At 32.6% G+C, this 18,787-nt stretch carries 23 protein-coding genes; 3 read left to right on the top strand and 20 right to left on the bottom strand.

All coding sequences use genetic code 11. The annotated features are described in order from the left end of the window. Window positions 1–232 precede the first annotated feature (232 nt). The 16 genes from IRZ99_RS00070 to IRZ99_RS00145 form a co-directional block, all read right to left on the bottom strand. A complete protein-coding gene (locus IRZ99_RS00070; RefSeq protein ID WP_194655340.1) occupies window positions 233–1,390 on the bottom strand; it encodes an NAD(P)/FAD-dependent oxidoreductase in 1,158 nt (385 codons plus the stop codon). A 60-nt stretch (window positions 1,391–1,450) separates the two neighbouring features. Continuing rightward, a complete protein-coding gene (locus IRZ99_RS00075) occupies window positions 1,451–2,206 on the bottom strand; it encodes an AraC family transcriptional regulator (protein WP_194655341.1) in 756 nt (251 codons plus the stop codon). Continuing rightward, a complete protein-coding gene (locus IRZ99_RS00080) occupies window positions 2,196–3,098 on the bottom strand; it encodes a hypothetical protein (protein WP_194655342.1) in 903 nt (300 codons plus the stop codon). The genes IRZ99_RS00075 and IRZ99_RS00080 overlap by 11 nt, the downstream gene beginning before the upstream one ends. A gap of 193 nt (window positions 3,099–3,291) precedes the next feature. Continuing rightward, complete coding sequence (locus tag IRZ99_RS00085) at window positions 3,292–4,371, bottom strand: acyltransferase (protein ID WP_194655343.1); 1,080 nt, start codon at window positions 4,369–4,371, stop codon at window positions 3,292–3,294. Window positions 4,372–4,512: 141 nt separating this feature from the next. Further along, window positions 4,513–5,022, bottom strand: coding sequence for a hypothetical protein (locus tag IRZ99_RS00090; protein ID WP_194655344.1), 510 nt, complete (start codon window positions 5,020–5,022; stop codon window positions 4,513–4,515). 38 nt (window positions 5,023–5,060) lie between these two features. Continuing rightward, complete coding sequence (locus IRZ99_RS00095) at window positions 5,061–5,492, bottom strand: copper resistance protein NlpE N-terminal domain-containing protein (RefSeq protein WP_194655345.1); 432 nt, start codon at window positions 5,490–5,492, stop codon at window positions 5,061–5,063. 34 nt (window positions 5,493–5,526) lie between these two features. Continuing rightward, a complete protein-coding gene (locus IRZ99_RS00100) occupies window positions 5,527–5,871 on the bottom strand; it encodes a hypothetical protein (protein ID WP_194655346.1) in 345 nt (114 codons plus the stop codon). A gap of 53 nt (window positions 5,872–5,924) precedes the next feature. Then, a complete protein-coding gene (locus IRZ99_RS00105; protein ID WP_194655347.1) occupies window positions 5,925–6,296 on the bottom strand; it encodes a VOC family protein in 372 nt (123 codons plus the stop codon). Window positions 6,297–6,413: 117 nt separating this feature from the next. Continuing rightward, window positions 6,414–6,899, bottom strand: a complete 486-nt coding sequence (locus IRZ99_RS00110; RefSeq protein WP_194655348.1) for a hypothetical protein — start codon at window positions 6,897–6,899, stop codon at window positions 6,414–6,416. 38 nt (window positions 6,900–6,937) lie between these two features. Beyond that, window positions 6,938–7,915, bottom strand: a complete 978-nt coding sequence (locus IRZ99_RS00115; RefSeq protein ID WP_194655349.1) for a hypothetical protein — start codon at window positions 7,913–7,915, stop codon at window positions 6,938–6,940. Between the two features lie 129 nt (window positions 7,916–8,044). Then, window positions 8,045–8,851, bottom strand: a complete 807-nt coding sequence (locus tag IRZ99_RS00120; RefSeq protein ID WP_194655350.1) for a hypothetical protein — start codon at window positions 8,849–8,851, stop codon at window positions 8,045–8,047. 20 nt (window positions 8,852–8,871) lie between these two features. Beyond that, window positions 8,872–9,018 carry a hypothetical protein gene (locus IRZ99_RS00125; RefSeq protein WP_194655351.1) on the bottom strand — a complete coding sequence of 49 codons (147 nt, stop codon included), beginning with the start codon at window positions 9,016–9,018 and terminating at the stop codon, window positions 8,872–8,874. Continuing rightward, entirely contained in the window at window positions 9,015–9,281 is a 267-nt protein-coding gene (locus tag IRZ99_RS00130; protein ID WP_194655352.1) for a hypothetical protein, read from the bottom strand. Before IRZ99_RS00130 ends, IRZ99_RS00125 begins: the two co-directional genes overlap by 4 nt. A 10-nt stretch (window positions 9,282–9,291) precedes the next feature. Further along, a complete protein-coding gene (locus IRZ99_RS00135; RefSeq protein ID WP_194655353.1) occupies window positions 9,292–9,660 on the bottom strand; it encodes a hypothetical protein in 369 nt (122 codons plus the stop codon). Window positions 9,661–9,709: 49 nt separating this feature from the next. Next, on the bottom strand, window positions 9,710–10,207 hold the full coding sequence (locus IRZ99_RS00140; protein WP_194655354.1) for a hypothetical protein: 498 nt from the start codon (window positions 10,205–10,207) through the stop codon (window positions 9,710–9,712). 72 nt (window positions 10,208–10,279) lie between these two features. Then, complete coding sequence (locus IRZ99_RS00145) at window positions 10,280–10,762, bottom strand: WGR domain-containing protein (RefSeq protein WP_194655355.1); 483 nt, start codon at window positions 10,760–10,762, stop codon at window positions 10,280–10,282. Window positions 10,763–11,067: 305 nt separating this feature from the next. On the opposite strand from IRZ99_RS00145, the gene IRZ99_RS00150 reads away from it, so the two are divergent. Further along, window positions 11,068–11,301 (top strand): hypothetical protein, encoded by a 234-nt coding sequence (locus IRZ99_RS00150; RefSeq protein WP_194655356.1) that lies wholly within the window; start codon window positions 11,068–11,070, stop codon window positions 11,299–11,301. A gap of 318 nt (window positions 11,302–11,619) precedes the next feature. Here the strand turns inward: IRZ99_RS00150 and IRZ99_RS00155 are convergent, their stop codons facing one another. The 3 genes from IRZ99_RS00155 to IRZ99_RS00165 all read right to left on the bottom strand — a co-directional run bounded on the left by IRZ99_RS00155 (window position 11,620) and on the right by IRZ99_RS00165 (window position 14,558). Further along, window positions 11,620–12,372, bottom strand: coding sequence for an abortive infection system antitoxin AbiGi family protein (locus tag IRZ99_RS00155; RefSeq protein ID WP_194655357.1), 753 nt, complete (start codon window positions 12,370–12,372; stop codon window positions 11,620–11,622). Window positions 12,373–12,537: 165 nt separating this feature from the next. Further along, window positions 12,538–13,482, bottom strand: coding sequence for a HEPN domain-containing protein (locus tag IRZ99_RS00160; protein WP_194655358.1), 945 nt, complete (start codon window positions 13,480–13,482; stop codon window positions 12,538–12,540). Then, entirely contained in the window at window positions 13,482–14,558 is a 1,077-nt protein-coding gene (locus IRZ99_RS00165) for a DUF262 domain-containing protein (protein WP_194655359.1), read from the bottom strand. Before IRZ99_RS00165 ends, IRZ99_RS00160 begins: the two co-directional genes overlap by 1 nt. A gap of 582 nt (window positions 14,559–15,140) precedes the next feature. Here IRZ99_RS00165 and prfA point away from each other — a divergent pair. Further along, entirely contained in the window at window positions 15,141–16,217 is a 1,077-nt protein-coding gene (gene prfA, locus IRZ99_RS00170; protein WP_026981929.1) for a peptide chain release factor 1, read from the top strand. A gap of 331 nt (window positions 16,218–16,548) precedes the next feature. Continuing rightward, window positions 16,549–17,907: a DUF5723 family protein gene (locus IRZ99_RS00175; protein WP_228518978.1), complete on the top strand. Its 1,359-nt coding sequence runs from the start codon at window positions 16,549–16,551 to the stop codon at window positions 17,905–17,907. A gap of 507 nt (window positions 17,908–18,414) precedes the next feature. On the opposite strand, the gene IRZ99_RS00180 is transcribed toward IRZ99_RS00175, so the two are convergent. Continuing rightward, window positions 18,415–18,786: a hypothetical protein gene (locus IRZ99_RS00180; RefSeq protein ID WP_194655360.1), complete on the bottom strand. Its 372-nt coding sequence runs from the start codon at window positions 18,784–18,786 to the stop codon at window positions 18,415–18,417. Between the last annotated feature and the right edge of the window lies 1 nt (window position 18,787).

Raw genomic sequence — 18,787 nt, forward strand, 5'->3', positions numbered from 1 at the left:
TAAGGCACAAAGACACTAAGATTTTTTTTGAGCTTGATTTTTTTAATCTCGCAAAGCCGCTAAGGCGCAAAGTTTTTTATTGCAACTTATTTAACATAGATTTTAAAAAGATTTCAGCAGATTTTTTTACTTAAAATCAGTTGTAAAAAATCTGCGTGAAACAAAACTTTGCGACTCTGCGACTTTGCGTGAAAATTTCGCACTGTCTTTGATCGGTTTTTATCTCAGCACCTTAGTGATTAAAGAACTCCAACATCGTTTTCAATGAATCTTTAGAATGCATTTTTTCGCCATTTTCAAGCGATTCCTTTGCTGCTTCTGCAGCTCTTTCACGCATGTTTGATTCATAAAAGGAAATAGCTTCCTGAATGGTTTTGTATTTATCAGAAGTTAAGTATTCACTTAATTCTAAAGCATCAAGCATGGCCATATTGGCGCCTTCACCTGCAAATGGAGGCATTACGTGTGCAGCGTCACCAATGATGGTTATATTAGATAAAGCTTCCCAGGTTTGATCTAAAGGCATACAATTAATAAGACGCGGAATAAAAGGCACTGAAACATTTTCTAATAATTCATGCCAAACAGTGCTCCATTCGGGATAGGCGTTTTTAAACCATTCTAAAATTTGCACTTTGTCAGCGTAGTCCAAACCGCTGTTGACAGACCAGTTTTCATCAGTTTTAAAGCTGACGTAAAAACCTAGAGCGCCGCCACCTTTTTGGCCCATCAATATGTTTTTTTCATTTCCGAATGCCATTATTTTTCCTCCATTTAAAAGAGAATGCATGTGTGGTGCCATTTTTGCGGATTCGTAAATATTACCCTCCAGCATGGTGATGCCTGAATAAAACGGTTTTATGTCTGTGATGTAGGGACGGATTTTAGAATTAGCACCATCAGAACCAATTACAAGATCAGCGTAAACAGATAAACCGTTTTTGAAGTGCAATAACCAGCCTTCGTTTTGTGGCTCCATCGAAATAAAATGACTGTCCCAAACTATTGTTTCAGGCTTTAATGATTCAATTAGTATTTTTCGCAATACACCGCGGTCAATCTCCGGGCGAAAATATTCATTATCAAAATCTTCTTCAAGATTCGTTTCGTGGTCGCTGTAAAATACTTTTGCCTGCTCGTCTAAAAGGAGTGTTTTATCTGCACCAGGCATAAAATTAGTTCTGAATTCTTCAAATAAACTAGCTTTGCGAATAGCGGCTAATCCCGAATTATCATGCATATCCAAAGGTGAACCTTGTACTCTTGCGTTTTTATTTAAATCTCTTTCATATACTTTTACATTCACATTTTGCAATTGTAAAAGTCTGGCTAAAGTAAGTCCGCCGGGACCGCCGCCAATGATAGCGACTTGTTTATTTTCTAGTAACATTCCGTTTAATTTTAAATTATTTTATTCCATTTGACTTGTCAGCCTTTGGTCGGAACAAAATTATTGTTGTTTTAGAACGGATAATAGTATAAATCGGTCATCTTTATTTTTTAGCAATTCGCGTGGTGCAACCCCGGAGAATTTTTTGATTTCTTTGATGAAATGATTTTGGTCTGTAAAGTTCAATTCCGGAAAAAGTCTGCCTTTTGCAATATGTTCTAAAGATGCTTTGAATCGTAAAATTTTGCAAAAGGCGTTTAATGAAAGTCCGAATTGTTTATTGAAATACCTATTGATTTCGCGGCTGCTCCAGGATATTTCTTCTGAAAGCTGCTGTATTTTTATTTCGCCATTTGATGCGTAAACCAGTTTAAAAAGCTTACGTTTTCTTTCGTCGATTTTAGCGGGTAAAAGTTCCGTTAGTTTTGTGGCTATTTTAGAATGAAAACCCTCAAAATCTTTTAAATCATCAGCAGTGAATTCCCAAAAATCATTAGGTAAAACTTTGGCACTATTTAAAATATCAGCAATAGAAGTCTGCAAAAGATATTCTGCTCCTAAGGGTTTAAAACTAATTTTGAAAGCCAGAGTATTTGCCGGAATAATTTGTTGTTCAGGTACATTTTCCAGACCAATAAGTGTAATTTCAAATGGCTCTGATTCTGTTTTCATAAAAAACAAATCAATTCGTCCGTCTGGCATTAGGACTACTTCCATGTCATTGCTGGACGGATTATGAAACATCCCAATATTTTCTACAAAGTCAAGAAGTGACTCTTCTGGCTCTACAGCTTTATAATAGAAGTCATTGTTCATCGTTCATTTTTGTTATTACTGTTTTTATTCCATAAATACCCGTCAGCATAAATATCAGTCCAAAGACACCAAAAATTCCAAAATCCCAATATTTATCATCAGCACGAATAGCATTAACCTCTGATAATTTTAGGTAATCATTCTTTTTTGAGTGAACACTTTTAACGCTGATTGTTTCATTAAAAAAATAGTTGTCAGGAAACGACAAGGAATCTGTCTTTATTATTTTTGTCCTGTATTCTGTTTTATCAATTCCTAAAAAGATGGAATCTCCTGTTTTAATTTCATTTATTAACTCCTCAACAAAAGTAGCTTTTAAATCTTTGCCTTGAATTCTGAAATTGAAGTCAGGATAGGATTTTAATTTTATTAAAATGTAATCATGTTTTCTATTAATATATTGAATGCTCCCAGAAGTTTTGTCACCAAAAGCGATAATGTCCTTATCGTCAAGATCTTTATTTTGCAATTTATCATACGCACCGATAAGACATAATATTCCAATTAACGTGAAGACAATGAAAGCAATCAAGCCTGCTTTGTTTCGGTTTAATTCTTCCAGTTTTAGATTGCGTTGCTTATTTTTAGTCAACTCAATTTTTATTTCAAAATAATTATCATAGGTGTCGCTTGATAGTTTGATTTTTTCGCCCGATTTAAAGTGTAAAGCGAAAATTTCGTATCTGCCATATTTGCCTTTTACGTCAGCTTTCGTCCAGCTTATTAATTCATTTAAATTATAAGTTTTTTGCGATCTTCCAAATGATATTACAGTCAATTTATTGTTTGTAACAATATAGGTTTTTATCGAAATTAAAAAGTAGAAAATGAGTAAGGCAATCACTAAAAACAGCGCAGAAAAGATCAAACCAATATAGTTGGGATATTTCAAAGCTATGAATTTTGTATAGGAGTAAAGGGATAGCGCTAAACAAATAAGAATGCCTAGAGAATAAGATTTCCAATACCCTTTTTTATTTTTTGATTTCAATCCTTTCTCTGTCAACTTATTATTTTAGTATTACCGTTAAATTTCCAGATTTAAATATCCATGTACTAGTTCTGTGTCTCTCTGAGAGAGATTATTAAGCTTTCTTTCTTCTCTCGGTCAAATACTTTCGAATTGGAGTATCATAAAAAACCATTGTTAAATAAGCGAAACCAAGTAAAAGAAGTGTTCCAATGATTATGATGACAGTCAATTGACCTGCTGCCGGTTTGTATTTCGCATAATAGCCCGCGAATATCCACATCACGGCATAATGCGTCATGTATAACGGATAAGATATTTTTCCGAAGAAGATGCACAGTTTTCTGAAACCTTGCGTTAGTGTAGCTCCAGCTCCCACTGCAATTAATAGCGGAAAATAAACCAAGACAACTATAGGCTCTGTCAACCAGTTCCAACTAGTAAAAGGCAATAAGAGCGCAAACAACAATAATACAGATAAAACAATAAAACCCAGTTTTGTTTTGATGATCCAATTAGAACGATAAATCAACATACCAGCTAAGAAGGAAAACGAAATACGACCGCATCCATCCCAAAAGGTTTCTCCGCTCCATCCGCCCATTAATGAACCTCCCGCGCGATGGCTAACAAAACAAATTCCCGCTGCAGCAAAAAGGGTTATTATAAAGAGCGCACGACGACTTAGTTTGTGAAGGAAAAGGGCATAAAATATATTGGCAACATATTCCCAAAACAAGGACCAGGCTGGCGCGTTTAGACCAAATATATTGAAATAGCGATCTGGCATTGCCGGAAAAGGAATCAGAAGAAGCGTGCTCAAAATTATCAGAATCAATTTTCCGGTTTCATAACTTGCGGCATGATCACTAAACGGATCAAAAAGAAAAGTTAGTAACCCCAAAACCGAACCAAAAATCACCAGTGGATGCAATCGAATTAATCGTAATTTAAAAAATTCAGTAAGACTCATTTTCTCCATTCGATCATGATAGGCGTAGGCAATAACAAATCCGGAGAGGCAAAAGAAAAAGTCAACGGCTAAAAACCCGTGAGCAATGAAATTTTCTGCAGGCGGATAAACGATTTCCATAAAATGGAAAACGACAATGGCTAAAGCGGCTATTCCTCTTAAACCGTCAAGGATTTCAAAATGTTGTTTTGGTTTTAAAACTTCGGTAGTGATACTGGTCATTTGTAAATTCTGATTTTGAAGATGCAAAATAAGGATTTAGAATTTGCCAATGAAATTTTTTTACTACGAAGAGGTTCTGTTTTTTTATTCTTGAAAAGTTTTTAAACGTGGATAAGTAATCAAAGAAAAAGTAAATAAGGTTTAATATTTTTCCAGATGAGTATTTCTAACGATAAAATCAATAGCTAATTTAACTTTTTCCGGTTTTGTCAATCTCAGAATTTTTTTATTTATGCTCTTGTTTTCATCAAACATTAGTAAAGTAAAACTAGTTACAGAATGATTCAAATTAGGCTCCCAATTATGAAACTCTTCAATGTCAGACGAATAATTGTAATTGGTTGATAGCTTTCCTGTTCTTATATAAAACTGTTTAAAGTCTTCTGTTAGTATTAATGTTTTTCTTAATACAAATCCAAATAAAAAAGTCGCGGTATAAAGTTCTCGATTTTCAATCAACAGCCCTTTTTTAGTAAATAAAATAGAAATGAAAATAAGGATCAAAAACAGAAAAACTATTTCGATGCTATAATAAGATTTAAAATCAACCGAGTTTAGCATTCCCAGAAATACCATTACAGTAATAAAAGTCAAAATAATCAAATTTTGAAACTGTTTAAAATCTAATTTTCTTTCTAGAATAATTTTCATTTATGCGAATGGTTATTTTTAATCAAGACCTATTTTTTTTATATCTTAAAAACATCAATTCTCTCCATCCAGAAGATTCCTGACTCCAAAAAAGTAAGTCTGGTTTTGACAATTTTGTCCGACTTATCCCTTGGGTTTTTAGTTACAAATCTCGCCGTCGATTTATTAAAATCCAACGTATATTTTGTATCTAAATCCTCTTGTTTGTTTGAAGAAAAAGTAATCAGATTGTCTTTTGCAGTCCATTTTCCTTTTCCGTATTTATTGACTTCTGGAGGAACACCGCCATTAGTCTTTGAATAGGAATGAAATAAAAATGTTCCGTCCTGATTTAAGGTTAATTTGTATTCTATCAGATGTTTATTTTGTGTGTCTTCAAGTGTACGCTGATATTCGCCAGCAAATTGATTGGATTGGGCGAATAGGGTTAAGTTGAAAATTAAAAATAGGATGGTAGTGATTAGTTTCATTGGTTTGTTTTTTTTTAAAATCAGATTACTATTTTTACTCAATCTCCAGATATTCAGATCTTCCTTTTGCATTTTCTTCGTCTAGCCATTCCCAATCTAATGTCAATTTAATTTTGCCGTTTTCTGTCAGTCTAATTTTGGCTAATGCCTTACCAGCTTTCAATTCATTGTCTACTGTTAAACATTGATAAAGCATGTGTAATCTATCGTCTTTTAAGTCGGCGATAATTTTCCCGTAAGTTATTGTTCCTCCGGAATAGTCTGCTGTTACAAGATTGCCTTTCTGCTGATAGTGGAAAACGGTTTGCGTGTTTACTTCTCCGTTATCGGAATTTTCAATAACGGCAAATCTTTTATTATTAAAGTCAAATTTCTTCATTTTGAATGGTGGCTTAATTTCTGGTTTGTTGAGTAGCTCTCCTGAAGCAATTTTTACTCGCTCTTTTTTTGCAAATTAAAAACGGTTCCTGAAGGATCCATTATCCAATGCATGTTTTGCGGAATTTCTTCAATTTCATCGCAAGTCGATACACCATTTTGTTTTAAATAATTGGTCGCTTCTTCGACACTAGGCACTGTCAATTGTAACCAGGTTTCAGAATGGGTATAATTATCAACACAATCTAACCAAATAATATTATGTCCAAATTGCACCGAATGTGTTCTTGAAACGGTCGGATTAGTTATAGGCACTTCTTTAACTTCAAGTTTTAGAATGTCGCGGTAAAATGCTACTGTTTCATCGTATTTATGTTTCGGTAGCTTTATTGCGATATTAATTCCTGCTTCAAATTTTGTTTCCATAAGTAAAATGTATTTTAATTAAGAACTATTAACAAAATGAAATATAAGAATTTTTTGATTACTACTGAGGATTTGGAGTTTTTTAAGGAACTAGGGATAACAAAGTTCATGTGTTTTTTAATTATCCATATTAATAAATCCCAAAAGATTTGCAATTGTAATAACCATAAAAAGAAAACCTATAAGCATTGCAAATATCAAAGTTCCATAATTAAATTCTTTTTCTGTTTTTATAACAAATTTTTCAGGATTTTCGGCACTGTAGAGTATTGCAATATTTTTATCTATATTGCTTTTATAGGTTCTAAACTTGCTTAAATCTGAGGAGGCATAATAATAAGGTTTTGCAGTTATAAGTTGTTTTTCAAGAGTTTTAAATTCAATAATTGGTGTTTTATATCCTTCATTATCTGATTCGTAAGACTGTATTTTACCTATGCTTTCAATACCGCTTTTAGTAATATGATTTAGAAATAAGAAACTATTAATTCCATAATGAAATATTAAAATGCCTAGTATAAAAAAACAAACGATAGGCTTAAAGAACATGAAGAAAACAAAAAGGATAATTATAATGATAGAATATTTTTTATTAAAATTCATTTTGGTTAGCGTTTATGTTTAGAATTAAAAATAATACTTTATCCTTCAATTGTATAAGGAAAATTACCACTTTCCGGAATGGTCAAAAGTCCTTTCTCTTTCATTTCGTTTGTCGCTTGTGTATAAATAAGATGGTACCACCAGATAAAAAATTCTTCAAAAGTTATTTCTTTGTCGTAGCCTAATTGAACGTATATTTTTTTGCTGTAGCTTCTTTCTTCTTCTAATATTTTTAATAATTCAGGCAAAAAGTTTTTAGCCATTTTATCAAAGGTTTCGTTGTCTGCCGTTGAAACCAGATTTTCAGAAACAGCCATTTTTAAATGATCGCGGTTATTTCCGTAGACACTCACATAACGGCCTTCAATTTGCTCGGTTTGATTGCCGTAAATTCCAAATGATTCTATTTGCTGATTGGTATTTTCAGTGATTCTAAAATAATAATGTTTGCCGTTTCGTAAAGGTCTGTCATCCTGCTTAAGAAATTCTTTTTCCACATTATCAATTTGCCAGGAATCTAAAAGAACGTCGCTTAAAACAAAAAACGACCAGGTTTGAAAATCCTGTTTTTTTGCTATTTCTGTTTTGCCAAATTGCTCTTTTATTGCGGCTAAATTTTTACGTATAGATTTCGTTATTTTTCCTGAAATTGGTTTTGCATATTTAAAAAGCAGCTCACCATCTTTTGCATCGGCAATAAAAACAGTTGGTTTGTATTGATTGTTAACCTTATGAAGCCAGTTTTTAGATTCTAAAAGTGCGATTGAACTATTCATTTTTTCATCACTGAACTTTACATACTCCTGAAAATCTTTTGGTGAGAAGCCTTTATGAAGAGCAAATAAAAATTTATCTAAGCTGTCCTTTTTTATTTTAAAATCGGGAAAATTATCTCCTCTCGAGATCATAGCCCTTTCAATTTTAAGTTTAAAAATTTCGTCAATTTTATTTTGCGCTTTTATAGGTTTTCCAAGTAATAGTAAAAAGATAATGATGAGTAGGTTTTTTGATTTCAATGGTTTGTATTTTGGTTTGTAATTTTGTTTTTATTTGCTTCTGAAACTTCGCTAGCGTGAGCATCACGCTTCTAACATCTGATAACGTACTATTTATTATTAAAATCAAATTTATTCATTTAGATACTTTTATTTTTCGATTTTCATCGTTACTGTTTTCCATTCCATTACGGCATTTCCATCCCCTCGCATGTCAGAGATTTCCAGGAACTTAAATTTGTTTTTCGAAATTTTTTTATAAAGTTTATGAAAGTCCTTAAATGCTTCATATTTACCATTATTGAAATAAAATATAAAATCATCAACTAACTTCCATTTACCATTTTTCAAGGTCCAAATCTTAAATACTTTAAAATTACTGGCGCAGGATGAATTATACTCTGCAATTTCATTTCCTCCATCCTCGTCAATATCTCCAATGCTGAAAATACTTTCGGGATGACAACAATTTGAATTGGATTCTATTCTTGGAATTTGATTATCGGTAAAATAATAAGATTGACCTTCTTCACACCAACCTAAACCGGGTAAAATAAAAACAGAATCCTTTTTTCCATCTCCATTAAGGTCACCCAAAGTTTTAAACTTTTTCTTGAAAACTTTTGTCGCTTCTAAAGAATATTCATAAAATGCTTTCTTTTGTACTAGTGTTGGAAAACATTCTTTTTTTGCATTTTCTAAAACATATCGTGAAATGTCTAATTTGAATTTTCCTTCAAGAATCGAATCGTTTATAAATTGAATGTCATTAGAGAGGATTGAATTTTTAGGTTTGTTGATTTTTAGGTTTTGAACTACTTGCTTACGAGAAAGTTTTTTAGGAGAATTAGGTTTAGCAACCTCTTTTCTATCTATGGTTTTTCCATCTGTTTTTTCAGCTTTATTTGTGCAAGCAATCAGACTAAAGAATACAGCCAAAAAGATAAGTTTCCTCATTTTACGTGTTTTAAGTTTGCTTATTTCTTCGCGATCTCATAAACAATAGTTATAGTTTCTTCTAGTTCTTTTTCTTCCACTTCAAATTTGTCAAATGAAGTTTTTGCACTTGCAGCCATCGCAAGCATTGGTTTATTAAATCTCACTTGTTCGTAGTATAATTTCAAGAAAGTTTTACTAGTCTGACAATTTGATAAATAGCATGATTTTTTAAAGATAAAGAACGGGCAATTTCTGGAATACTTTGCATGTTAACTTCACAGATATAACCAAATTCTAGTTCTGAAACAATCTTACAATGTTCTGCTATTATTTTGGACAACTCTTCATCTGCTTTATAAAGTTCGACATAAACCAAATATAAACTATCGGAATACTCTCTTGGAGTGCCAATGTTTTTGATGTATTGTTCGTAATCCTTATTTTCCATTTGTTTGAAATTAATCTAATTTTTCTAAACCGAAATTTACGTACTTTCCTTCAAACAAAGCTTTTCCTTTAGCCGTATTTCCATTTATATTAAATATTTCTACAGACATCGTTTTTCCTATAAGTTCTGGCACAGGCCCTTTCGTAAAAATAAATTCATAAGTACAATTTGATTTCCAAACGATTGTACCTTGAATAACTGCTGGCGATTCTTTAATAGTTTCTGTTTGAGTGGTTTTGGTTCGGGTTACGGTTATGTCTGGAAGTCCTTCGCTGGTATAGAGAAATTTTCCGATTTTAAATTTTTCGCAAATAGATTCCTGAGAAAAACCGATGTTAAAAAGTAAACCAAAGAAGAGGAGGAAATAGAATTTTTTCATGATTGTATTTGTTGTAATGTTTTGAAAAATAATACTTTGCAAAGCGGAATTATTTATTTAACTGATATAAATTCTCTAAAAACAAAACCTTTTTATCTTCATCCCAAATATTGGAGTAAACCAGCAGATTTAAAAAATTATCTTTAGCAGAACCGAATAGAAATACATTATCCAGTTTTCCATCGTTGTATTTCCAAATAATATATTCTGATTCAGCATTCTCTTTGATCTTGTCCGTTTTATATTTGTTCTCTTTAATATAATCGGAATCCCAGACATAAAATAATTTTACGTTTTCGAAACCAGATTTATTACTTTTGAAAAAGGGATAGGATTTTTTAGGATTTTGAGCAATGGCAATTATTACGCCTTCACTATTTTTTAAGTACGTCTGGCCAGAGTCATTTATTGAATTTAATTGTTCCCAGTTTCCTGGGATTTTTACATCGCCAGTGTGTGTTTTTACAGTGGAGAAATCTGTTGTAGTTTGTGCATTAGTATTTAAAGCGAAAGCAATAAAAAGTAGAAATGTAATTTTTTTTATCATGGTTTTGGTTAGGATTTAGTTTTGATTGGGATTTGATTTTTGAAACCTTTTGAAGCTGGCGCCAGCTGTTGCTTATTCTTGATCAATTTTATAAATTCTTGAGTAGTTTGCAAATTGGGTCCCTTTCAGTTTTTCTTCTATTACTTTCTTTGCTATATCAAAGTCAACAACAATGCAACCCACTTCCATTGTTCCGCTGCCTATACTTCCTCCATCAGTATGTCCAAGTCCTGTCCATCCTAAAATTTCGTCCATTTTAGCTTCGAGTTTATGTCTTTTCTCTAAATCGTGTTCTGTTCCAAAACCATCAATAATATATTCGATTTCTAAATATGAAATTCTACCTTTATCAAATTCGGCATAACCTTCTTTTACTTTCTCAGCAATTTCTTTTAGAACTTTCTTTTTAAAATTTGAAAAAAAGTTTCCTGTCACTTCTTTGTCTTCGCCACGTTCTCCAACTTTCCCCCAATGAACAATAGCTGTTTTTTCATCTTTGTTCCAAGTTTCCCAGTAGTAAAGTTGATTGTCTTTTACTTTATAAAGTTTAAACATAGTATTTAATTTTCTGTTGAGTTTGAATTGTTTGTTTCCCTTGCTAATGCAAGCGTTTTGCTCAGCGGCAAACTCTCGCCTGCGAGAGGGAAATCATTTTTCAAACATAATCACTTATAATTCTAAAACCTTACGTGAAACCGTAATTATAATGTTAGCAGGATTCTTAAAAGCCAAGAGACTTAATGATACGATTTAATATCGGTTGTATACAATCGTTTGAATACAATCACATAGAAATAATCGATTATACATAATTTCGTTTCCATGAAAAAAGGAAATTTATATTCCAAAATTTTACAATTATGTGCACAAACACCCTTTCAAAAGAAACCGAAAAAAATCTAATAGATTTTTTCAATAAATCTGTTGATCCAAAAGCAATGGCAAAATTAATAAGACAGCTAAATTATGTCGTTGCTTTAGGAGTTATGAGAGAACATGAAACTCTTCAAAACAATATAACCAATCTGGAAAATAGCTTTTATTGGTTGAATGAGTTGGCGGAAGTTTTAAATCCTTATTTGGATATTGAATGATTTTTATGGTCTTGTAATTGCAAGCTTTGGATTGATTCTACGCTGCGCAATCCCGAAAGCCTTCGGGACTGACTTTGCGCCATTTATATGATTTTTTAGAAAGCGCTAAACCTCTAAAAAGTCTCCGACTTTTAACGATTCGTTGTAATAAAATATTATTTACGACAATCTAATTATTTAAAAATATCAAGACAAATTCGGTAAAATTCGGGAGACTTTTTAGAGGTTTTGTAGTTTCTAAGAAGATAAAAAAATTACGCAAAGTCAGAGACATTTGCGTAGCGTTTTGGAAGGAACACTTCACAGAGCTGAGGATACCTAAAAGTCATTGCATATTTGATTTTTAGTAATAATCTTTGTACTCAAAATTTTCAGATCGCGTGAAGTACAGCCTACTTGGTTTTCGTATGTTTCATTAAGTATTTTAAGTATACTGGGAATATCATTTTCATCTTCGACAATGATGTAAGAAATATCTTTAAATGAAAATTTAATAACGCAGTCCTTGATTTTTTCGTTATATTTATTCTTTTCTTTTAAATAGTTTTTTCCTGAGACTATTACAGGTGCACCATTTAAATCTTCCTTTGAAGCAACATATCTCCATTCTCTTTCGTCATAAAATCGATATGAATTGGTATTAATTTTTTCATGTACTAATTTTCCTTCGTAGTTTTTACAATAAGAAAGAAAATTTGTAAACTCATTTTGAAGTTGTAAATCCATTCCAGTTGTTTTATGCAATTCAGCTATTCTTTTGTATTGAGTACCTATATGATTAGCGAGAATTGATTCTTTTTCAAGATAAAGAACCGGATTTAAACCTTTTTCTTTTGCCCAGTCTTTTGTGAGCCCAATTCCATAAAATCCATATGAATCGAGATGATTCTTAACCTCAGAAAGTGGAATATCACAAAATGATAACATTGGAATAGCTGATGATAATGATCTGCTTTTTGTTTTGAGGTTTTCCGAGCAATATTTTAATTTAAATCCTTGAGTAGAAATAATTCCTTTTAAATTATCTAATTTGCTTGTGTAATGAATTACTGAATTCGTACTTATTGACATATTAATGTTACGTGAATTAATCTTATATGATTTTTACCTATTGTGGTCATTTCTTTACACTGCGAGCACCTCACTCGTGCCCGAAAAGTTTTTCATTGTTTTTGTATTGACATGGCTGTCTTGTTCATGAGCGTGACGCTCGCATCAGCGAGGGGGAATTAAATTTTAAGGAATGTACCAATCAATCAACTGATTACTAGCCGATTTTATAACAAGTATTTCGTTATTATTTCTTGCTCTAATCAAAGCTTGGACTTGTAGAGTTGCTAAAGATAATTCCGTTTTTACAGCGCGAGTTGATGTTGAACTATATTCTTTCCATCTGCCATTTTTTTCCAAAATAAATCGAAATTTTAAATGACTTAATTCTATATTTTTTCTTTCATTTAAAAAATCTACATCATTATTTGTAATAAATTTTAGACTTCTAGTTAGAAGACAATCAAAACCTAAAGCTATCACTTTAGCTTGCGTTACGAAGTCTTGTAAGTCAATTAGTAGGGAGTCGGCAGCGACATTATGTGCGGCCTTATGTCTACGTTGTGCAGCATTTTTAAAAATATCACCAGGGTTTAACAAAGTAATGCTTATTGCAGAACTAACTTGTTGAATTTTACCCCAACCATCTTTTACCCCAAAAATACCTAAAAACAATTTTATATCATCTGCAGAAACATTTGATTTATCCCACCCTAAGGAAAATTCTGAGAATTCAAAGACAGCATCCTTTGTACTTGAAACGTACCAGGTCTCATTTTGGATAAAGCTTATATGGTCTTCTGCATTTCGCTTTAGTGTGTCTGCTCTGTTTTGAATTCCTTTTAATGCGTTTACAGTTGCGGCTTCTCTAATTTTTGATGGCAATGCGGAAAAACTGACGGTAGTTAAACCGATATTTTTTAAAATTTCTCCAACTTTCTTTTTTATAAAATCTTCAAGTATAGTAAAAGCTATAATTGCCAAACCATTTCTTAGCATTTTTACTTTTTCGTTGTGCTCAACGTCAGTAAGAGCTCGTGAAATTAAAACTGAATCCACCGGATTAAAAGGAGAAACAATTTTTTCAAAACTTGAAATTCGATTAATGAAATTTTCTTTTGCGGTTGGCATTAGGCAATTGCTTCTGAAATTAAGTTATTCATGGTCGAAATTCTATAATTTACCTGTTTAATATTTGACGTAAATTGTCTAATTGAGTTTTCGAATTCACCATCTGATTTGTATTTTTGCTCAAAGGCTTTTTTAATTTCATTCTTTTTTGCGATAAGTTCTTTTTTATTTTTTTCTACGAAAAATGAAATTGATACTGTTTGCACATCAAAAATTCCTTGAATAATTTCTTTTCTTCCATCGGGTCTTTGAAAAGCTTGATCTCCCCATATTATTTCACAAATCTCGAGAGTATCATTAAATATTGATTCTATTTTATTAAGGTCAGTCAATTTATTCAAATAATTAGCTTCCATGTATTTATCCATTGCAACTCTCATATTTCCAGTGAAAGAATTCCATGTGTCTCTTAGAGTAAAGAAGCGTAAAATATATTCGACATCTAACATCTCTCGATAAAGTTTTGAATTTTCTCGTGTTTTATCATTATCTAGACTAAACTGTCTCCTAAGGAAAGGATGAGCTGATAATTTTACAAGTAAGTCGTTAAAATCACCTCCATATGCAGCATTTCTGATCTCCTGGGGTAAAAGACGATCACCTCCTGTATTTAATCGATTAAAAACTTCGAGTTTTAGACTTGGATCTGATTGCTTTAAAAGTGTAATAACTCTTACGTAAGGTCGAATTCTTAGTGCATTGTTTAGCTGAGTTGGTAATTGATCAAAGGTTAAGTTTTCAATCTCAACAAATTTTTCTAGCTTTTGAAGAGGTTGTCCTAGGCCTATGAAATTGTATATTGATGTAATTCTTTGCTTACCATCAATTACAGAATATTTACCATATTCGTCTTCCGCTAAGAATATTGGTGGAACTGGTATGTTTAATAAAAATGATTCAATTAAAGCAGATTGCTTAGTTTTATCCCATCTTTCTCTTCTTTGATATTTAGGCTTGATATTGATGGCTTCTGCCTCAACCATATTTGAAATTGATTCCAGTGATAAATCTGAAGATTGAAAAACTAATCTATTTTGTGCTTCTAGAAACTTATCAATTATATCTTTTGTGTTCATCTTTTTTTTTTGTTATAAAACCGAAAATAGTTATTAATTTCTGTCAAGTTATAAAAAATCCCTTTTAGTAGCAAAGTACAAAAGCAACTTTCTAATCTGCTTATATCTTGGTGTATATATTTATAAAATATCTTTAAACCAATTATAATAAAGAATTAAATATAAGGTTAAGTGCTGTGGTTTTAATATTATATTTTAGAAATTATACTTTTAACATCAAACTTCGTCTTTAATCTAAAATAATCACCAAGTAAAAATACGTGATTTTATTTAAAATTATTTTTTGCTAAAAGTAAATTTGTTTAATTAAATAACCTTACGGAAAACCGTAAAACCTCTTCTGAAAACAATTTCCCTAGCCCTGATAGCAGCGGCATCCTTTTTAGGCAAACGAAAACATCTAATCCAAACGAAAACAATCTGCCTAAAAAGATACAGCGGATAGCAGGAAACAGCTTCAAATAATTAACATAATTCCACCAAACAATCTCAAGAAACTAATCCTAAAAAACTCAAAAAGTTAATGATAGAATTTTCAACAAAAATTTTGTAATTTTGCAGTCCAATAAAAAGGAATTAAAAATGTTAGATAGACTTCAAATAGTAAAACAACGTTTCGACGAGATTTCGGACTTAATTATCCAGCCGGATGTTATTTCTGATCAGAAACGTTATGTGCAATTGAATCAAGAGTACAAAAACCTGAAAGCATTGGCTGAAAAGCGTGATGAATATGTGCTTTTGATGGCTAATATAGATGAGGCAAACGAAATTATTGCGGATGGAAGTGATGCAGATATGACCGAAATGGCCAAAATGCAACTAGATGAAGCAAAAGAAAGATTGCCTGAACTGGAGGAAGAAATCAAGTTTATGCTGATCCCTAAAGATCCTGAGGATGCTAAAAATGTGATGGTCGAGATTCGTGCCGGAACGGGTGGGGATGAAGCGAGTATTTTTGCCGGAGATTTGTTCAGAATGTATACTAAATATTGTGAGAATCAAGGGTGGAGAACTTCAGTTGTGGATATGAACGAAGGAACTTCCGGAGGTTTCAAAGAGGTTATTTTTGAGGTTTCGGGTGAAGATGTTTACGGAACTTTGAAGTTTGAAGCGGGTGTTCACCGTGTACAGCGTGTTCCTCAGACAGAAACTCAAGGTCGTGTGCATACATCGGCTGCTACTGTAATGGTTTTACCAGAAGCAGAAGAATTTGATGTACAAATTGATATGAACGATGTTCGTGTGGATTTCTTCTGTTCGTCTGGACCTGGAGGACAATCGGTTAATACAACGAAATCGGCTGTACGTTTAACGCACATTCCAACTGGATTGGTGGCGCAATGTCAGGATCAGAAATCGCAACACAAAAATAAAGATAAAGCTTTGAACGTTTTACGTTCTCGTTTATACGAACAAGAGTTAGCTAAGAAAGAAGCTGAAGATGCTACAAAACGTACTTCTCAGGTGAGTTCTGGTGACCGTTCGGCTAAGATTCGTACGTACAACTACGCTCAGGGTCGTGTAACCGATCACAGAGTTGGTTTGACACTTTACGATCTAGGAAACATCATGAATGGTGATATTCAGAAGATTGTGGCTGAGCTTCAGTTGGTGAATAATATGGAGAAATTGAAGGAAGCTTCGGAGGTGTTTTAATTTTTAGAGCAAAGAATAAAGAATAAAGAGAATAGACTAGAGCCGAACTTACGTTCGGCTTTTTTTATGAATTTAGCGCACGGTTTTAACCGTGGGAGACGTTTGTGAATCAAGAATAAAGAGAAGAGATTAGAGGCGGACTTACGTCCGGCTTTTTTTTTATAAATATAGGCTACGGTTTTAACTTTGGGAGACGTTTTGTTTAATATTGCGAGTTACACGCGAGGTTTTTATTACAATTTTTGAAGTAAAATTAAAAACTTAACTAAAACCTAATTGGTTGAGTTTTTTTATTGCGTTTTTTTGTTAAATATTTGCAAATATCTAAAACATGATAAAAATAATAACCAACCAATTTATGAAGAAAACTTTACTTTTATTATGCTTCCTGGGAAGCTTTTTTTGTGCCCGATCGCAATCGTATTTCGGATTTAGAGATGACAATTTTGCCGGAATTCAGGGTGCTTTATTTAATCCGTCTGTTATTGTAGAATCTAAATACAAGGCTGATGTTACTCTTTTTTCTACCAGTTCAACTTTACAAAATGATTTGTACGGTGTTAATTTCGCCCAAGTGTTAGATGGTGGTTTTGATTTACAGGCGGATGCAAGCAAAAACATTAAATCGAACAACAGAGGGAATTTTAATGTTGATATTATGGGACCTTCGTTTATGATGAATATTACGCCGAAACATAGTATAGCACTTTTTTCGCGCGTAAGAAGCGTTACCAATCTTATAGGCATTAACGGAGAACTTATTGACGAAGTGAATAAAGACATTGATGTTTCAAACGGTTTTATGATTTCTGGTGGAAGTCCGAATGCGGTTAGTAATTCGTGGGCTGAAATTGGTGCGAGTTATGCCACTGTATTATGGGATGATGATTACCATTTTATAAAAGGTGGAATCACATTAAAATACTTAATGGCGGGCGTTAACGGTTATATCAACGGAAATGATTTGAATGTTGCCTTTAACAAAAATGAAGTTGATCCGGCTTTGAGTCAGTATTACTCGACAGGAACGTTAAGAACGTCTGCTAGTTATGATTATGAAAATGGACAAGATCCGGAATTTGATGCTACATCGGCCGGTGTTGGTGTTGACTTAGGTTTTACTTATGAGTATCGTACCAATTGCCATACTTGTGTTGGAAATCGTTACAAGTATAAAGCAGCTATTTCGGTAACAGATATTGGTAAGATTAACTATAAAAATGCAATTGAAAACACATATGATTTAACAGGTGTTGTTACACAAGATGATATTGATAGTGCTGATGATATCTTTGAGTTTTTTGATGCAAACTATACAAAAACAGCAACCAGAAAGGGAATGAAGGCAAACTTGCCAACGGCTTTGCACACAAACTTTGACTGGAATATCAATCAAAGATTTTACTTGAATTTAAGCGGTGATTTTAATTTGGTTGATGCCAAAAAAATAAACGCAACGGCTATTGCGAACTCGGTTACTTTTACGCCAAGATATGAAACAAGACAATTCAGTTTTTATCTTCCTGTAACGTATATGCAATACAGCGGTACACAGGTTGGAACTGGTTTTAGAGCCGGGCCATTATTTATTGGATCTGGTTCTTTAATTTCGAATTTGTTTTCAAATACTTCTAAAGCTTGTAATCTTTATGTTGGTTTGAAATTGCCGATTTATCAGAATTATAATTAAGGGACTGAGGTTCTGAGTGGCTAAGGGACTAAGTTTTTTTTTTTATAGGAAAGAAGTAAGAAGCAAGAGGAAAGAATATAGAATATAGAAAAGCGGACTACTTTGTCGTTTGGCTTTTTGTTTCTTGTTAGCTTAGTGTCTAGAACCTTAGAATCTTAGCGCCTTAGACTCTAAGAGCCTTATCAACTCAGCATCTTAAAAATAAAAAGAGACTATTTCACCAATGTGAAATAGTCTCTTTTGTTTAAAGTTGAGGACTTTTACCTAGGAACTTAGAATCTAAGAAAAACTTAGCATCTTAGTCCCTTAGCACCCCAGAACCTTAAAAAATATAGTGAAGTATTAACTGTTTAACCGTTGTTAAAGTAAAAACGTATAAACGAGTTAGATACCTAGAAATACTCTCGTGAATTCAAAACATTTATATAGATTAGAGTACATGTACACACCATTTTTTATTATTATTTCTTCGATCTTTTCCATAATACATAATATTTAGTTAGACAATTACTCTTCTGACGATTCGTGTTGTGATGATCCTTGCGGTGAAGATTCATGATGTGGTTTTGCAACCAAAGTGGTTACGGCAAGTTGCAAAATAGACCCCAGGATATTTTTGAATACCGAATCTGTTTTTCCTACAACTAATTTTTTTGCCAGATAACCAATTCCGATGCTGATCGCTGATTGCGCCAGATCGCTTTTAAAACCAACCGTTTCATTGATTTCTTCCACCGTGTTTCGAATAAGATTAAGAGGTTTTAAATTCTCTTTAATTTCATCGATTTCATCTTTTATTGCAACCCATTCCGCATCTTGTTGTGCCTCTAGTTGCTTTATTCTCTGATTTAATGCATCAATAGTATAAACAGCTTCCATA

Origin of the sequence: Flavobacterium sp. LC2016-12 (genome assembly GCF_015351595.1) — a bacterium.
In the GTDB taxonomy this organism is placed as follows: Bacteria; Bacteroidota; Bacteroidia; order Flavobacteriales; family Flavobacteriaceae; genus Flavobacterium.

What these genes read in the sequence shown, in the direction of transcription:
- IRZ99_RS00070 (WP_194655340.1), bottom strand. Translation starts at nt 1,390, where the DNA reads ATGTTACTAGAAAATAAACAAGTCGCTATCATTGGCGGCGGTCCCGGC.
- IRZ99_RS00075 (WP_194655341.1), bottom strand. Translation starts at nt 2,206, where the DNA reads ATGAACAATGACTTCTATTATAAAGCTGTAGAGCCAGAAGAGTCACTT.
- IRZ99_RS00085 (WP_194655343.1), bottom strand. Translation starts at nt 4,371, where the DNA reads ATGACCAGTATCACTACCGAAGTTTTAAAACCAAAACAACATTTTGAA.
- IRZ99_RS00090 (WP_194655344.1), bottom strand. Translation starts at nt 5,022, where the DNA reads ATGAAAATTATTCTAGAAAGAAAATTAGATTTTAAACAGTTTCAAAAT.
- IRZ99_RS00095 (WP_194655345.1), bottom strand. Translation starts at nt 5,492, where the DNA reads ATGAAACTAATCACTACCATCCTATTTTTAATTTTCAACTTAACCCTA.
- IRZ99_RS00100 (WP_194655346.1), bottom strand. Translation starts at nt 5,871, where the DNA reads ATGAAGAAATTTGACTTTAATAATAAAAGATTTGCCGTTATTGAAAAT.
- IRZ99_RS00105 (WP_194655347.1), bottom strand. Translation starts at nt 6,296, where the DNA reads ATGGAAACAAAATTTGAAGCAGGAATTAATATCGCAATAAAGCTACCG.
- IRZ99_RS00110 (WP_194655348.1), bottom strand. Translation starts at nt 6,899, where the DNA reads ATGAATTTTAATAAAAAATATTCTATCATTATAATTATCCTTTTTGTT.
- IRZ99_RS00120 (WP_194655350.1), bottom strand. Translation starts at nt 8,851, where the DNA reads ATGAGGAAACTTATCTTTTTGGCTGTATTCTTTAGTCTGATTGCTTGC.
- IRZ99_RS00130 (WP_194655352.1), bottom strand. Translation starts at nt 9,281, where the DNA reads ATGGAAAATAAGGATTACGAACAATACATCAAAAACATTGGCACTCCA.
- IRZ99_RS00135 (WP_194655353.1), bottom strand. Translation starts at nt 9,660, where the DNA reads ATGAAAAAATTCTATTTCCTCCTCTTCTTTGGTTTACTTTTTAACATC.
- IRZ99_RS00140 (WP_194655354.1), bottom strand. Translation starts at nt 10,207, where the DNA reads ATGATAAAAAAAATTACATTTCTACTTTTTATTGCTTTCGCTTTAAAT.
- IRZ99_RS00145 (WP_194655355.1), bottom strand. Translation starts at nt 10,762, where the DNA reads ATGTTTAAACTTTATAAAGTAAAAGACAATCAACTTTACTACTGGGAA.
- IRZ99_RS00150 (WP_194655356.1), top strand. Translation starts at nt 11,068, where the DNA reads ATGTGCACAAACACCCTTTCAAAAGAAACCGAAAAAAATCTAATAGAT.
- IRZ99_RS00155 (WP_194655357.1), bottom strand. Translation starts at nt 12,372, where the DNA reads ATGTCAATAAGTACGAATTCAGTAATTCATTACACAAGCAAATTAGAT.
- IRZ99_RS00160 (WP_194655358.1), bottom strand. Translation starts at nt 13,482, where the DNA reads ATGCCAACCGCAAAAGAAAATTTCATTAATCGAATTTCAAGTTTTGAA.
- IRZ99_RS00165 (WP_194655359.1), bottom strand. Translation starts at nt 14,558, where the DNA reads ATGAACACAAAAGATATAATTGATAAGTTTCTAGAAGCACAAAATAGA.
- prfA (WP_026981929.1), top strand. Translation starts at nt 15,141, where the DNA reads ATGTTAGATAGACTTCAAATAGTAAAACAACGTTTCGACGAGATTTCG.
- IRZ99_RS00175 (WP_228518978.1), top strand. Translation starts at nt 16,549, where the DNA reads ATGATAAAAATAATAACCAACCAATTTATGAAGAAAACTTTACTTTTA.
- IRZ99_RS00180 (WP_194655360.1), bottom strand. Translation starts at nt 18,786, where the DNA reads ATGGAAGCTGTTTATACTATTGATGCATTAAATCAGAGAATAAAGCAA.